Source organism: uncultured Streptococcus sp. (assembly GCF_963536705.1).
Taxonomy (GTDB): Bacteria; Bacillota; Bacilli; order Lactobacillales; family Streptococcaceae; genus Streptococcus.
The window spans coordinates 87,617-101,223 of sequence record NZ_CAUTAP010000005.1 but is presented as its reverse complement, the minus strand read 5'-3'; the positions used below and the strand labels follow the sequence as shown (position 1 = coordinate 101,223).

At 48.8% G+C, this 13,607-nt stretch carries 16 protein-coding genes; all 16 read right to left on the bottom strand.

Annotation, left to right across the window (positions count from 1 at the left end; all coding sequences use genetic code 11):
• Positions 1–3 precede the first annotated feature (3 nt).
• Entirely contained in the window at positions 4–975 is a 972-nt protein-coding gene (hemB, locus tag RWX26_RS04610; protein WP_314579655.1) for a porphobilinogen synthase, read from the bottom strand.
• Complete coding sequence (locus RWX26_RS04605; RefSeq protein WP_314579652.1) at positions 962–1,687, bottom strand: uroporphyrinogen-III synthase; 726 nt, start codon at positions 1,685–1,687, stop codon at positions 962–964. The genes hemB and RWX26_RS04605 overlap by 14 nt, the downstream gene beginning before the upstream one ends.
• Positions 1,672–2,592, bottom strand: coding sequence for a hydroxymethylbilane synthase (gene hemC / locus RWX26_RS04600; RefSeq protein WP_314579649.1), 921 nt, complete (start codon positions 2,590–2,592; stop codon positions 1,672–1,674). The genes RWX26_RS04605 and hemC overlap by 16 nt, the downstream gene beginning before the upstream one ends.
• Entirely contained in the window at positions 2,579–3,832 is a 1,254-nt protein-coding gene (gene hemA / locus RWX26_RS04595; RefSeq protein ID WP_314579647.1) for a glutamyl-tRNA reductase, read from the bottom strand. The genes hemC and hemA overlap by 14 nt, the downstream gene beginning before the upstream one ends.
• Before the next feature lie 15 nt (positions 3,833–3,847).
• Positions 3,848–4,279 (bottom strand): bifunctional precorrin-2 dehydrogenase/sirohydrochlorin ferrochelatase, encoded by a 432-nt coding sequence (locus tag RWX26_RS04590; RefSeq protein WP_002896443.1) that lies wholly within the window; start codon positions 4,277–4,279, stop codon positions 3,848–3,850.
• A gap of 11 nt (positions 4,280–4,290) precedes the next feature.
• Entirely contained in the window at positions 4,291–4,866 is a 576-nt protein-coding gene (locus RWX26_RS04585; protein ID WP_314579645.1) for a cob(I)yrinic acid a,c-diamide adenosyltransferase, read from the bottom strand.
• Complete coding sequence (locus RWX26_RS04580) at positions 4,863–6,362, bottom strand: cobyric acid synthase (RefSeq protein WP_002910532.1); 1,500 nt, start codon at positions 6,360–6,362, stop codon at positions 4,863–4,865. Before RWX26_RS04580 ends, RWX26_RS04585 begins: the two co-directional genes overlap by 4 nt.
• The gene (locus tag RWX26_RS04575; RefSeq protein WP_002910533.1) at positions 6,347–7,162 is read right to left on the bottom strand and encodes an energy-coupling factor ABC transporter ATP-binding protein; all 816 of its coding nucleotides are present in this window, start codon (positions 7,160–7,162) and stop codon (positions 6,347–6,349) included. The genes RWX26_RS04580 and RWX26_RS04575 overlap by 16 nt, the downstream gene beginning before the upstream one ends.
• Before the next feature lie 62 nt (positions 7,163–7,224).
• Positions 7,225–7,899, bottom strand: coding sequence for a CbiQ family ECF transporter T component (locus RWX26_RS04570; protein WP_032909763.1), 675 nt, complete (start codon positions 7,897–7,899; stop codon positions 7,225–7,227).
• Between the two features lie 117 nt (positions 7,900–8,016).
• Positions 8,017–8,322, bottom strand: a complete 306-nt coding sequence (locus tag RWX26_RS04565; RefSeq protein WP_002911813.1) for an energy-coupling factor ABC transporter substrate-binding protein — start codon at positions 8,320–8,322, stop codon at positions 8,017–8,019.
• Positions 8,319–9,053 carry an energy-coupling factor ABC transporter permease gene (locus tag RWX26_RS04560; protein WP_002898257.1) on the bottom strand — a complete coding sequence of 245 codons (735 nt, stop codon included), beginning with the start codon at positions 9,051–9,053 and terminating at the stop codon, positions 8,319–8,321. Before RWX26_RS04560 ends, RWX26_RS04565 begins: the two co-directional genes overlap by 4 nt.
• A 69-nt stretch (positions 9,054–9,122) precedes the next feature.
• Positions 9,123–9,824, bottom strand: a complete 702-nt coding sequence (locus RWX26_RS04555; RefSeq protein ID WP_314579637.1) for a cobalt-factor II C(20)-methyltransferase — start codon at positions 9,822–9,824, stop codon at positions 9,123–9,125.
• Positions 9,825–9,833: 9 nt separating this feature from the next.
• Positions 9,834–10,601, bottom strand: a complete 768-nt coding sequence (locus RWX26_RS04550; RefSeq protein ID WP_314579635.1) for a sirohydrochlorin cobaltochelatase — start codon at positions 10,599–10,601, stop codon at positions 9,834–9,836.
• Between the two features lie 13 nt (positions 10,602–10,614).
• A complete protein-coding gene (gene cobA, locus RWX26_RS04545; protein WP_314579633.1) occupies positions 10,615–12,054 on the bottom strand; it encodes a uroporphyrinogen-III C-methyltransferase in 1,440 nt (479 codons plus the stop codon).
• Positions 12,055–12,072: 18 nt separating this feature from the next.
• Positions 12,073–12,822 carry a precorrin-6A reductase gene (gene cobK / locus RWX26_RS04540; RefSeq protein WP_125445346.1) on the bottom strand — a complete coding sequence of 250 codons (750 nt, stop codon included), beginning with the start codon at positions 12,820–12,822 and terminating at the stop codon, positions 12,073–12,075.
• On the bottom strand, positions 12,819–13,544 hold the full coding sequence (gene cobJ / locus RWX26_RS04535) for a precorrin-3B C(17)-methyltransferase (protein WP_125356104.1): 726 nt from the start codon (positions 13,542–13,544) through the stop codon (positions 12,819–12,821). Before cobJ ends, cobK begins: the two co-directional genes overlap by 4 nt.
• Between the last annotated feature and the right edge of the window lie 63 nt (positions 13,545–13,607).

Genomic DNA, 13,607 nt, shown 5'->3' with positions numbered 1-13,607 from the left:
TCTCTATCCTTCTTTCAGATAGCCAGCCGCATCCTTGGCAAAATAAGTGATAATCAAGTCTGCACCAGCCCGCTTCATACTGGTCAAGGTTTCCATGACAATGGCTTTTTCATTGATCCAGCCCTGCTGAGCTGCTGCCTTGACCATGGCGTATTCTCCGCTGACATTATAGGTCACCAGAGGCAGCCGGGTTTCCTGGCGCAGCTCTCTGAGGATATCCAGAAAGGACAGAGCCGGCTTAACCATGAGAAAGTCTGCTCCCTGCTCCTCATCACTCTTAGCTTCTCTTAGAGCCTCCAAGCGATTAGCCGGAGCCATCTGATAGGTCTTGCGGTCGCCAAAGGCCGGAGCACTCTCACCTGCATCTCGGAAAGGTCCATAAAAGCTAGAGGCAAACTTAATGGCATAGGACATGATCGGAATCTCTTCAAAGCCCGCTGCATCAAGCCCCTGACGAATAGCCGCCACAAAACCGTCCATGGCATTGGAAGGCGCAATGACATCTGCTCCAGCCCTGGCTTGGCTGACAGCGACTTCTGTCAGTCTAGTCAGAGACAGATCATTGTCCACTTCCTCCCCTCGCAAAATACCGCAATGGCCGTGACTGGTAAACTCACAGAGACAGGTGTCTGCAATGACGACCGTCTCAGGGAAATGCTTCTTGATCAGACGGATAGCTTCCTGGACAATGCCGTTTTCAGCTGAAGCCTGACTGCCTCTTTCGTCCTTTTCTGACGGAATGCCAAAGACGATAAAAGCCCGAATGCCCAAGTCCACACATTCCTGAACTTCTGGCAGCAAATCCTCAAGTGAGAACTGATAAACTCCCGGCATAGAAGCTACCTCTTGCTTTTCAGTTAGACCTTCCTTGATAAATAAGGGCTGGATAAAATCATCCACAGACAGCTTGGTTTCTCGAACCAGCTGCCGCAGACCGCTGCTTCTCCTCAGCCTGCGATGTCTATAAAATTCCATGCTTTTTCTCTTCTTTCTTGATTATTTCCTTGACCATTTCCTCAACAGAAGGACTCTGGGGCTGGTAGTCCACCTCATAGCCGGACTCCTTGACTGCCTGAGCCGTTGTCTGGCCAATCACTGCAATCTGATGGCTGGACGCTAGATGGGGCTTAATAGCACAAAAACTCTGCCAAGCCGACGGACTGGCAAAGGTCCAAATCACACCCTCCTGGGACAGATAGGTCTCGAGCTGGTCCTGACCAGCAGGATTTGAGGTCGTTTCGTACATAGGCCAAGCCCAGACATCGTGACCTGCTTCTTTTAACTTCTCAGCCAGACTGGGATTGGACAGGCTGCTCTGAGGCAGCAAGATCTTCTGCGTTGGCAGAGCCAAATCCAGCCACTCCTGAATAAAGTCAAGACCATAGTGGCTGCTGGCCTGAAAATCACAGGCTCGGCCTAGCTTATCCAGCGCCTGACTGGTCTGAGGTCCAATGGTCGCAATCCGGTAATCCGCTTTCAGATAGGGACTGAAAGCCTCCACTGCGACAGCACTTGTAAAAAAGACCCAGTCGGCTTCTGGCAGAATTGCTTGGACAGCTTCTGGCAAGGGCAGAGACTGACAGCGGATGAGAGGAACATGATGCGTCTCAAATCCAGCCTGTCTGATTTCTGCTAGCCAGGCTGAGTCTGGCGCCTGCTCTCTGGTAAAGATTATTTTTTTAACCATGGCATTCCTACTGCTCCCTTATCGGCTAACTGGCGCACAGCCTGCTCAGCTAATTGCTGGCCATCCTGCCCTTTAAGGCTGACAAAGACACATTGGCCGTCCTCCTTGGCCAGCATGGCCTCTAGATGATAGTCCTGACCGTTTTTCTGGGCAAAAGCAGCGATAGGGAAGGTACAGTCTGCATTCATCTGAGCCAAAACTGCCCGTTCAACTGCCACTTCAGCAGCTGTCTTCTCATCCTGAACAGTCGCCAACAGTTGCCGCAGTTCCTCATCCTCTTCCCGGCATTCCACTGCCAAAGCGCCCTGAGAAATAGCTGGCAGACAAAGACTGGTCTCTAAAGGCTGAATGTGAAGACGGTTTTGGTCCAGCCAGCCCAAGCGTTTAAGTCCAGCCATAGCCAAGACAATCGCGTCGTACTCGCCTTCTCCCAGCTTCTTGATACGGGTATCAATGTTGCCTCGAAGTGGTTTAAAAGCCAAATCCGGTCTCTGAGCCTGCAGCTGAACCTGTCGGCGAATGCTGCTGGTTCCTATAAGAGCGCCCTTAGGCAGGTCAGCCAGCGTCTGGCCAGCTTGACGGAAAATCAAGCAATCTCGAACATCTTCTCGCTGACTAATCGCACCGAGTGCACAGCCCTCAGCTAGCTTAGCTGGCATGTCCTTGAGACTGTGAACCGCCATATCAATCTCACCAGCCAAGAGGGCTCGTTCGATTTCCTTGACAAAGACTCCCTTGCCGCCAATTTCCTGGAGGCTGACATGGGTCAAGCGATCTCCTTTTGTGGTATAGGGAACGAGGACAAAGTCCCGCTCTGGATGGAGCTCCTTGAGTTGGTCCACTAACTGTTGGGTCTGGGTTATGGCCAGCTTACTCTTGCGGGTTCCTACCTTAATGACCTTCATCTTTTCCCCTTTCTCTGTGCAAGCCAAATATCTTGGCAATCAAGGCAATGTCATAGTCTGAATGCTCTCCTACTGACAGCTCTTTGAGCTGCAAGATTGGCTCCTTCAAGACTTGGTTGATGATACTCTTCATGTGCTTGGAGATCTGCTTCTGCTCCCGCTCGGTCAAATCTGGAATCTTGCGATTAAGACTTTCCATGGCCGAAGCTTGAGCTTCCAAAGCCTTATCCCTGATTTCCTGAATCAGAGGAATAATGCCCAGCTGCTGACGCCAGTCAGCAAACTTGACCAGCTCCTCATCAATCTCCAAAGCAATCCGACCGGCAATCTCCTGCCGCTCTGTCTTATATTGCTCGAGTTGATTGGTTAGATTTTCGATATTATAGAGCTTCAGAGACGAGCTAGGATGGCAGGAACGCGGCAGACAGAGGTCAAATACAATCGCACCCTCCTTAAGCATAGAGGGAAAGATAATGTATTCTTCCGTTTTAACCGCTGAAAAGACCACATCCGCATCCGCCAGTACTGCTTCCAATTCATCCCAGCCATGGGCAGATACCCTGTCCTCTGTCAGAAAAGGCTGAGCCTTGCTGACTGTCCGATTGAGCAGCATGACTGATTCGAATGGCCGCTGCAGAGCATACTTAGTCACCAACTGACCAATCTCTCCCAGACCGATAACAGCTACCTTTTTAGTGCTGTAATCCAGCCCCAGTCGGTCCAATTCTTGGATGGCGGTCAGACCGATAGAAATGGGCCGGTCATTGATTCGATAAGTATCATGCATGCGCTTGGCAAAGGTCTGCGCCTGCTTGAAAGCCTGATTGAGGACAATTCCAGTCGTACCAGCATCTTGCGCTGTCAAGAAAGCCTGCTTGAGCTGGCCCAAGACCTGACTTTCACCGACAATTTTGGATTCTAGGCCGATAGAAACCCGCAGCAGATGCCGCAAGGCCTCATCCCCCTCACGAAAGACTAAATACTCTTCCAGCTCCTTGACAGGAATCTGAAACCAGTCCGCCAAAAAATGCTTGGAATAGTAGCGGCCAGTGTGCAGCTGGTCCACCACCAGATAGAGCTCAGTCCGATTGCAGGTGGACAGGATGATATTTTCCAAGATACTTTTTTCTCTTTTCAGGAGCTTCAGAGCTTTCAGCCCCTCCTGATCTGAAAAATGCGCTTTTTCCAAAATTGTCAGCGGCGTTTCCCGATGGGTCAAACCCACATATAATAGGTGCATGCTTCTTTCCTTCTTTTAAAGTTGGTCTAAAATTGCTTCTATCTTCTTGCGAATCTCCTTGGAACGGCTGGGCGAGAGGCCGTTGGTCGAAATCATAACAGATACGTCCTTCTTTCTCGCAATGGCTACATTGTAGAAGTCAGAAAAGGTCTTGTCGCCCGTATTGTTTACCAGCTGACTGGGTGCCGCATCCTCCATAATCTGGCGGTTGACTTCCGCCTGATCTGTACAGGCAAAGACTAGCTTTGCGCCTTCCAAATCACCTGTCTGGTAAGGTCTAGCTAGCCATTGGATCTCCGCCTGCGGAATGTCAGCATGCAGAGTCGGACTGACCACCGTCACAGCAGCCTGCTCAGCCAGCAGGGTCTTAATCTTCCGCGCTGCGACCTTGCCGCCTCCCACTACCACGACTTTCTTCTCTCTGATATTAATCATGACTGGATACATGCTAGCTTCTCCTATTTCTTTTCCCGAAAGATTTTCGCGCTGCGTTTGTAGACTGTATCTGGCTCCTCTAGACGGTCATTGACCAATCGAGCCAGCACAAAAAAGTAATCCGACAGGCGGTTGATATAGATCAAGCCAATCTCATTGACCGCTTCTTCTGCCTCTATAACAGCCACCATCCGGCGCTCCAGGCGTCTGGTCATGGTACGAGCCACATGCAGAAGACTCGCAATCCGATGGCCGCCCGGAATGATAAAGCGGTCGATTTTCGGAGGGATGTGCATATACTCATCCATCCGCTCCTCCAGCCAGCTGACATTGGCTGGCTCTTGCTTGTAGGGACGCAATTCCCTCGGTGTCGCCAAGTCGCTGCCACAGTCAAATAGATGCTGCTGGATTTCCTCGCATTCCAAACGCAGGTCTTCCAAGATAGGATAGTCGCGCATCTCAGATACGACATAGCCTAGATGAGAGCATAGCTCATCCATCGTTCCATAAGCTTCGACCCGAATATGGGTCTTGGATACTCGATCCCCACCGTAGAGCCGTGTAAAGCCCTTGTCACCGTATTTCGTATAAATTCTCATTTTTCTTCTCTGTTGATGATTTGATAAATCTGATCCATATCCAAAGACTGGCGCAGGACGTCTGCCAACTTATCATACTCTCTGTCTTTAAAGTCTTTGATACTGATAAGCTGGCCCTCTAGCGGCTCTAAGCCCTTAGCCAGACGAAGTTCATTCAGGTACTGACGAGTCCATTCTAGATTGTCAAAGACCCCATGCAGATAGGTTCCTTGGACCTGACCATCATAAGCCACTGCTCCATCTAGACGTTCAGTCGCTTCACCATTTTGCTCCTTGATGATGGAAAATGGCTCCAGACTATCCGCAAGCTGGGTTTCCCCCATGTGAATCTCGTAGCCTTCTAGCTCTTGCCCCTCATGCAGGGCTCTGACCTGAGTCGTCCGCTTGACCGGCTGAAGCACCGTCTCTGTCTCTAAAATTCCTAGACCGCTAATCTCTTCTAAGTCGGACTCTAGGTGCAGCGGGTCACTAATCTTCTGCCCCAGCAGCTGATAACCGCCACAGATACCAAAGATTCGCACGCCTTGCTCCAGACACTCGAGAATCTCGGCTTCAAGACCAGACTCACGCAGATAGTTCATGTCTTCGATGGTGTTTTTGCTGCCCGGCAAAATCAAGAGATCTGGCCGACCGATTGCATCACCAGGCTGAACATAGCGGACAGAAACATCCGGCTGGATTTCTAAACTGTGGAAATCCGTAAAGTTGGACAGGCGCTTGAGGCTGACAACTGCGATATCCAGACTCTTTCTGCTATCAAAGCGCCGGCTTTTCTGCACCAATGCGACGCTGTCTTCGCTGTCAATATCCAGTTGGGCATAAGGCACGACTCCGATAACCGGCACCTGAGTCAGCTCCTCAATCATGTCAATACCAGACTGCAGCAAGGCAACATCACCGCGGAATTTATTGATAATAACCCCCTTGATCCGCTTGCGGTCCTCAGGCGGCATGAGCTCAATCGTTCCGTAGATAGAGGCAAAGACGCCTCCCTTATCAATATCCGCCACTAAAATCACTGGCGCATCGACCAGCTTGGCCATACCCATATTGACAATGTCTCGGTCATTGAGATTGATTTCAGCTGGACTGCCAGCACCCTCGATGACGATGATATCATTTTCAGCACCCAACTCCTCACAGACTTCCTTAATCTTAGGCAGGAGTTGCTGCTTGTATTCGTGGTATTCGACGGCATCCATATCCCGCAGTACCCGACCTAGAAAAACGACCTGAGACTTGCGGTCAGACGTGGGCTTGAGCAGGACTGGATTCATGCGGACATCCGGCTCTTTGCCAGCTGCCTCAGCCTGAACGACCTGAGCCCGGCCCATTTCATCTCCTTTTTTGGTGATAAAGGAATTGAGCGCCATATTCTGCGACTTAAAAGGCACCACTTCTAGGCCATCCTGCTTAAAAATCCGGCAGAGCCCCGCCGCAATAATGCTCTTTCCAGCATCTGAGGCAGTTCCCTGTACCATCAATGATTTGACCATTTTACATTTCCTCCTAGCTGCTCAAAGAAAGCAGCTTCATTTTCTGCCAGTGGCGTCTGGATAGTCTGATGAAGCTTGACAATCCAAGGTACAGCCAAGCCTGCCTCTACTAGCAGTTCTCCCTGCTGGAAGAAATCAAACTTGCTGCCCTCCGCTATCAAATGCCCCTTCTGCAGCAGATAGGCATAGTCACAGCAATCATACATCAGGTCCATATCATGGCTGGATACGATGATGTTGGTTCCAGCTTGGACTAGCTTTTTCATGGTCGCGGCCATCTGGTCCCGCCCTTTTGGATCCAGTCCAGCTGTCGGCTCATCCAGCAGCAGATACTTGGGCTGCAGGGCCAGCATGCCAGCAATAGCCACCCGCTTTTTCTGGCCGTAGCTCAAATACTGCAAGGGTCTGTCCTGCAGATGGGAAATATCCATCATCTCTAAAGCTGTCGCGACTCTGCTTGCTATCTCGTCTTCTTCATAGCCTAAGTTTTCCAAGGCCATACCAATATCGTCCTTCACAATGGTATAAAAGAGCTGCTGCTCTGGATTCTGAAAGACCATATTGACATGCTGCCGATACTGAAACAAGGCCTTCTTAGAGTCGCCCACAGGCTGACCATCATATAAAATGCTGCCCTTCTGCGGTTTGAGCAGGCGGGTGATAATTTTCATGATGGTAGACTTACCTGAGCCGTTAACTCCTAGAATGCCGGTAATCCGGCCTTCTTCGAAGTCCATAGAAATATCGTGCAGCGTTGGATTTTCGTCATACGCAAAAGAAATATTCTTCACTTGTAACATCTGAGTTTCCTATCTACTTTCCATTATAGTATAAAAGCAGTCTTCTTGTAAATGCGCTTTCATTATTCACTGTGCTCTGCATCAAATCTTAGCGTCAGCACCTCATTTAAATGCTGATTATCATCCAGCAGTTTGACAAAGAGAGTATTGGCTAATCTGCCCCAAGCCTGGTGTTGCTTCCTTTTATTGTAAAAGGAGAATTTCAAGTCCAAGGTATCCCGAATGGTCACAAACTCATAGAAGACCAGGAAAATGAAGCGATACATGAGGACAATCAAGTCTAGCAGTACCCGCGGGACGTGCATGGCTTTAAAAAGCCGCAGCATCTGAGCAAAAGGCACTGTCAGGACAAAGAAATAAGTCGAAACCAAGGATGAGTAGATGCGCAAAAGGATAAAAATGGTCTGCTGGACAGAGGATTGGCTGATGCCCAGATAACCCTGACCTAAAGGCAAGGCCAGCAAGAGCTGTTCCTGATTATTCTGATAGGTCAAGATAAAGGTCAAGAGACTAATCAGAATAAAAATACTGGCGTGCAGATACCACTTTAGATAGCGCAACCACGGAAGCCGAGCTAGATAGCAAGTCAGAGGCGCCACCAAGACAATGAGCCCTAGCTGCAGACTCCTGACACCAGAAAAACTGACAGCTAACAAGAGTACATAGATGACAAATTTATAAGCAACCGGCAGATTTTTCAACCGGTTTTGATAGGCGTATTTATCAATCGCAAACATGAGGTAGCTCTCCTTTCTAGCTATGTTTTGCAATACCTCCCAGCACAGAGCAACTCCGGTCCCAGACAAGCTGAATCGCTATCAAGAACCAGAGCTCGCTCTTACTGTTGAAGGCTTTTATTTATGTTCAGAAACTTCCTTTTGTTGGCCTTGTTTTTTCCCTTTGTGGTAGCCAATGACATAGAAGATGATCCCCGCTCCGATACTGCCTTGCAGGGTAAAGAGCAGACTCTCTACTTCCGGACCTGCTGGCTCAAAAATCGGTGAAAACCAAGGCTCGTAGTCCTTTTGGATAGAACTAATAGTTTTTTCAGCAGCGTCATCTGTTCCACTGTATTCCACACCCTTAGGGGCAAAGATAAAGGCAGCTAGAGTGACTGCTACTGCAGCCAAGATTAAGATGATATTCTTATATTTTTTCATTTGAACAGACCTGCTCTTTCTTTGATATTTTCTGAGATCAAGTTATAGAGGACAACTGTCAGCAATCCTTCTACGATAGCAATCGGGATTTGAGTGGTCAAGAAGACACCCATGAATTTCAATGCAGAACCAACAAAACCGCTGTTAGCATCTGGGAAGACTAAACCGAGCTGGATAGAAGTTGTCGCATAAGTCGCCAAGTCCGCAATCACCGCACAGATAAAGATAGATACCGGTGTAGACAGCTTGATGGATTTAGCAAACTTATAGACAAAATAACCGACAAATGGACCAACCACTGCCATTGAGAATGCATTGGCACCCAGAGTAGTCAAGCCGCCGTGAGCCAAGAGGAGGGCTTGGAAGAGCAAACAGATGGTTCCCAAAACGCTGATAACGGACGGACCAAACATAGCTGTCCCCAGACCAACCCCAGTCGGATGCGAGCTAGATCCTGTAACAGACGGAATCTTCAAAGAAGACAGGATAAAGATAAAGGCACCGGACAAGGCTAGCATGGTCTTGGAATTTGGATCCTCTGCAACGATTTTCTTGATGCGCATCAAGCCGACCACAAAGAAAGGCAGGAATACGGCGAACCAGAAGATACACCAAAAGAGTGGAAGATAGCCTTCCATGATATGCATAGCTGACACAGACTGGGTACTCAGTACCGCCAAAATAGCCAACAAGGCCACAAAAGTTACTTTTTTATTTTTCAATAGTTTCATATTTTTTTCCTTTACTAAGAACCTAAGCTCAAAAGGATGAATGTTTATCCATGAACATGGGTTCTGATATTAAAAAATCTTCTTTTTCACGAGGAAGGTAGTAAAATAAGGCAGCTTGGTTTCTGGTGTGATTCCCTCGAGGCCCAGCAGGGTCTGCTGCTTATCCGTCGAAGAATTGCTAACCATAAAAGTCTGCTGCAAGAGACCGAGCTTTTCTAGCAGAGGCAGGACAGTATCTAGGTGATTGGCCACCTTCATGATCACAATCGAGTCATGCAGCTCAAGCGCCGCCTCGATCTTCTCAGCTGAAGCCGTAGCCGGCATGACCGCCAGAGACTCCTCATCCATGGTCAGAGGCTGACCTAGCTCAGAAGCCATGCTACAGAAAGAGGTGATACCAGGGATGGTCTGACAGTCGATTTCCTTTTCCAGCAGGGCCAGCAGATAGCTGTAAGTACTATAGACCATGGGGTCACCCAGTGTGATAAAGCCGACATTCTTGCCAGACTTGACATCCTCTGCGATTTCAGCAGAGATGGCCTGCCACTGGACTTGTTTGGTCGAATTGGAACGGACCATAGGGAAATGCCGCTGCTTGATTTCCAGATGCTCTTTCAGGTAGGGCTCTGCAATGCCTAATGCAAAGCTCTTACTCCCTTTCTTAGCCTCAGGTGTATAGAGAATATCTAAGTCTTCCAAAAGCCGACTGGCCTTGATAGTCACTAGCTCGCTATCACCCGGTCCCACACCAATTCCGTAAAATTTTGCCATGCCTTCCTCCTATTCGATGATTTCTTCCAAATGCTGGATGTAGAGCTGCTGAACTTCAGGATATTCGCCCAGACCGACCAGATGGGCCTTGACCTCATATCCCCGCTCCTTGAAGAAGTGATACCATGAACCTTCCTCGTCTGAGCTCATATCATTGGTCGCATGGTCGCCCGCTACCAGCATGAAAGGTGCCAGATGCACTTCTCGGACGCCATCTTTCTTCAGCTTCTGCTCAATCAGCTCAACCGGAGGATAGCTTTCTACACATCCGATATAGACTGAGTTTCCCTTCATCATATGATCCAAGGCTGCATAAGCTGTAAAGGCATAATGCTGACTGCCGTGCCCCATCAGAACGGTTGCTGCATCATGACCTTCATGACCATACCGTTCCAGCAGAATATCCTTGACAGCCTCATAGTCTTCCTGACTGTTGAGCAGAGGCTTGGCAACGACCAGCTTTTTAAAAACAGATTCAAACTCTTTGGCTTGAGCGATAATCTTTTCATACTCGCTGCCCAAAATGACATGGAGAGGCTGGATATAGACCTCTTCAGTCCCCTCTTCCAAGAGCTGCTCCAAAACCTCTTTGACCGTAGGAATATCTAGACCTTCCTGCTTCTTAATCCGCCGTCTAACGACATTAGAGGTAAAAGCTCGGTGAACCGGATAGTCTGGAAAATGTTCCTGAATAGCCTGCTCACAAGCCTCGATAGTTTTACGTCTAGTCTCGGGATAGGTCGTTCCGAAACTGACTACTACTATAGCTTTACTCATGACCCGTATCCTTTCAGAGAATTTCCCGACATTTGTCGATGATAGAAGCGATGGTCGCCTCATCCGTCTCAACAATCTTGCTAAAGCCTGCTTCCTCTAAAACAGCCCGTGTGCTGGCACCCATGACAACGATAGGAACTTCCTTCCAGTCAAATCCAGCTTCCTGACTTGCTGCTACAAAGTTCATGGCCGCAGCTGAGTTCGGAAGACAGACTACTTCAATTTCTGACCAATTGTCACTGTTAATCTGACTGTCAAAGGCTAGCCTGTGACTAGCAATAATCGGCAACGAATAGAGTTCTGCCAGACTGGCTTTCTTATGCTCAGCTGTCAGAATATACCAGTTGCCGCCTTCTTTTTCAAGAGCAGCTGCAAAATCCGCATCCGACTGCTGAGGCGTCATCCGATCCAGCACAATGCCGCTCGCTTCGATAGACTTAGCCGTATGATGACCAATAGCCGCAAAGCGGATGTGCGGCAGACTGCGCAAGTCTTTGCCTGCCTTGCGGAGGGCTTTCAAGAAGAGCGGCCAGCTCTGCATGTCTGCAAAGAGGAGACCGTCTACTTGCTCCAAGTCCGGCAGCTGCAAGTCTAACTCTTCAACCAAATCTCGAGCAGGGAAAGTGGTCAGCGCAGCTCCAGCATCCCTGAGCAAACGAGGAAGTCTGCCAGTCTCTGATTGCTGGATGAAGATTTTACGGCCGAAAAGTGGCAGATTCTCATGGAAATTCAGCTGCTGTCTATAGGCTACGACATCACCTACCACGATGACACTCGGTGCCTTAAAGTCCTCAGCTTCTGCTAGTTCGACTATGTTGCCCAAGGTTCCATCCACTGAGCGTTGCTGAGGATGGGTTCCCCATTCAACGATGGCGGCTGGCTTGTCCTTGCCATAGCCTCTAGCCGTCAGCTCTTGGACGATGGAAGGCAGATTTTTCATGCCCATGAGAAAGACCAAGGTTCCTTTGAGCTCAGAAATTGCTTCCCAATTGAGCATTTCTGTCTCATCCTTGAGATGGGCTGTAAAGACATGGAAGCTAGTCGCTACATCCCGATAAGTCATAGGAATCCCTGCATAGGTCAGACCAGCCACAGCAGAGGTGATACCTGGCACCACTTCAAAGTCCACACCAGCTTCCACCAGCTTGACTCCTTCTTCTCCGCCTCGGCCAAAGATATAGGGATCACCGCTCTTGAGGCGGACTACCCGCTTGCCCTGACGGGCTTTTTCGATGAGAATCTTTTCAATCTCTTCCTGTCGGATGCAGGGCTGGCCTGGCTTTTTGCCAACATCTATCTTTTCGCAGTCAGACTTTAGATGCTGAAAGAGCTCTTGATTGACCAAGCGGTCAAAGACCAAGACATCTGCTTCTTGAAGCCGTCTCTTGCCTTTGAGGGTCAACAACTCCGCATCGCCTGGACCTGCTCCCAGTAATGTTACTAAACCGGACATTTTTTCTCCTTTTATTAGCTATTTTGTCAGATAAGCCTCTAACTCTTCCAAGTTAGAAACCATCTGCGGATAGGCCACAATTGGCCGAGAGATGATAATGCAGTCCATCCCCAGTTCTTGACAGCCATCAATCTTTTCACGAATACCACCGACGGTACCGCTCTCCTTGGAAACAAAGACATCTGCTCCTGAACGTAGCAAGAGCTCTTTATTACACTCTTTGGAAAATGGAGCCTTAATCGCATCAATCTGATCCGCTACCAGTCCCAGCTGCTCACAAGCCAGAAGCACTTCCGAAGTCGGCAGAACGCGAACGACAATCCGCTGCTCTGGCAGTCCCTTGACAAAGAGTGGCAGGGTCTTACTGCCCGTTCCCAGATAGACTGTCTTGTAGCCGCGCTTGGCAATCTCATCAATCGCTTCTTGGGTCGAATGCACCACGATAGCTCCGCTCAAATCCAAGGTCGCCTGACGCTCAAAGCGCAGGTAAGATACACCGGCCATCTCTGCCGCCCGAATGGCTTCCTTGGAAACGATATCCGCAAAAGGATGAGTTGCATCAATGATTTCATCCACATCATTCTCTTTGATAAAGGCAACCATATCCTCGGCTGTTAGCCGGCCTTGAATGACCGGCTGGCCGAATTTGGAAGCCAAGTGCCGACCATAGTCTGTGACAACAGAGCTTGTTACGTCAATCTTCATGCGGTCAAGCACTTCTAAAATAGCGGTGCTGTCGGATGTCCCTCCCAGCAGTAATTTCATCATAAAGTATATCCTCGAGGTGTGATCATGCGTCCGTTTTTAACATAAGTTTCTTTGTTACCAACGATAACGATTGTCGTCATATCTACCAAAGTCTCATCCAAATCTTTGATAGTCGTCAAGATGATTTCCTCATCCTTACGGCCAATGTCCTTACCGATACCGACAATAGTATCCTCTGACTTATACTCAGACATGATAGAAAGTGCCTTGGCCAGATGGTCTGGACGTCCCTTACTCCGAGGGTTATAGAGGCAGACAACAAAGTCACCTTGAGCTGCGGCATGCAGACGCTTCTCAATCATTTCCCAAGGAGTCATCAAGTCACTCAGACTGATGTGACAGAAGTCATTCATGAGGGGAGCTCCCATCGCTGCAGCGGCACCCAGACTAGCTGTAATACCTGGAACCACTTTAACTTCTACATCGCTGGCATCTCCCAGCAATTCTAAAATCAAGCCAGCCATGCCATAGACTCCGGCATCTCCACTAGAAACAACTCCGACATTTTTGCCAGTCTCTCTAGCCAAATCAATAGCCTTTTGACAACGGTCGATTTCCTGACGCATACCATTCGCTACGAGCTCCTTGTCCTTGACCAAATCAAGAATCAATCGCATATAAGTCGAGTAGCCGACGATAATCTCACAATCGGCTATAGCAGCCAATGCTTCTTGTGACATCAATTCTTTTTTACCTGGGCCTAATCCGATAACGTATAACATATATTTTTTCTCCTTTATGGGTATGATTAAACTTTATAAGGGCAGTTGGTTCATAAGACCGTC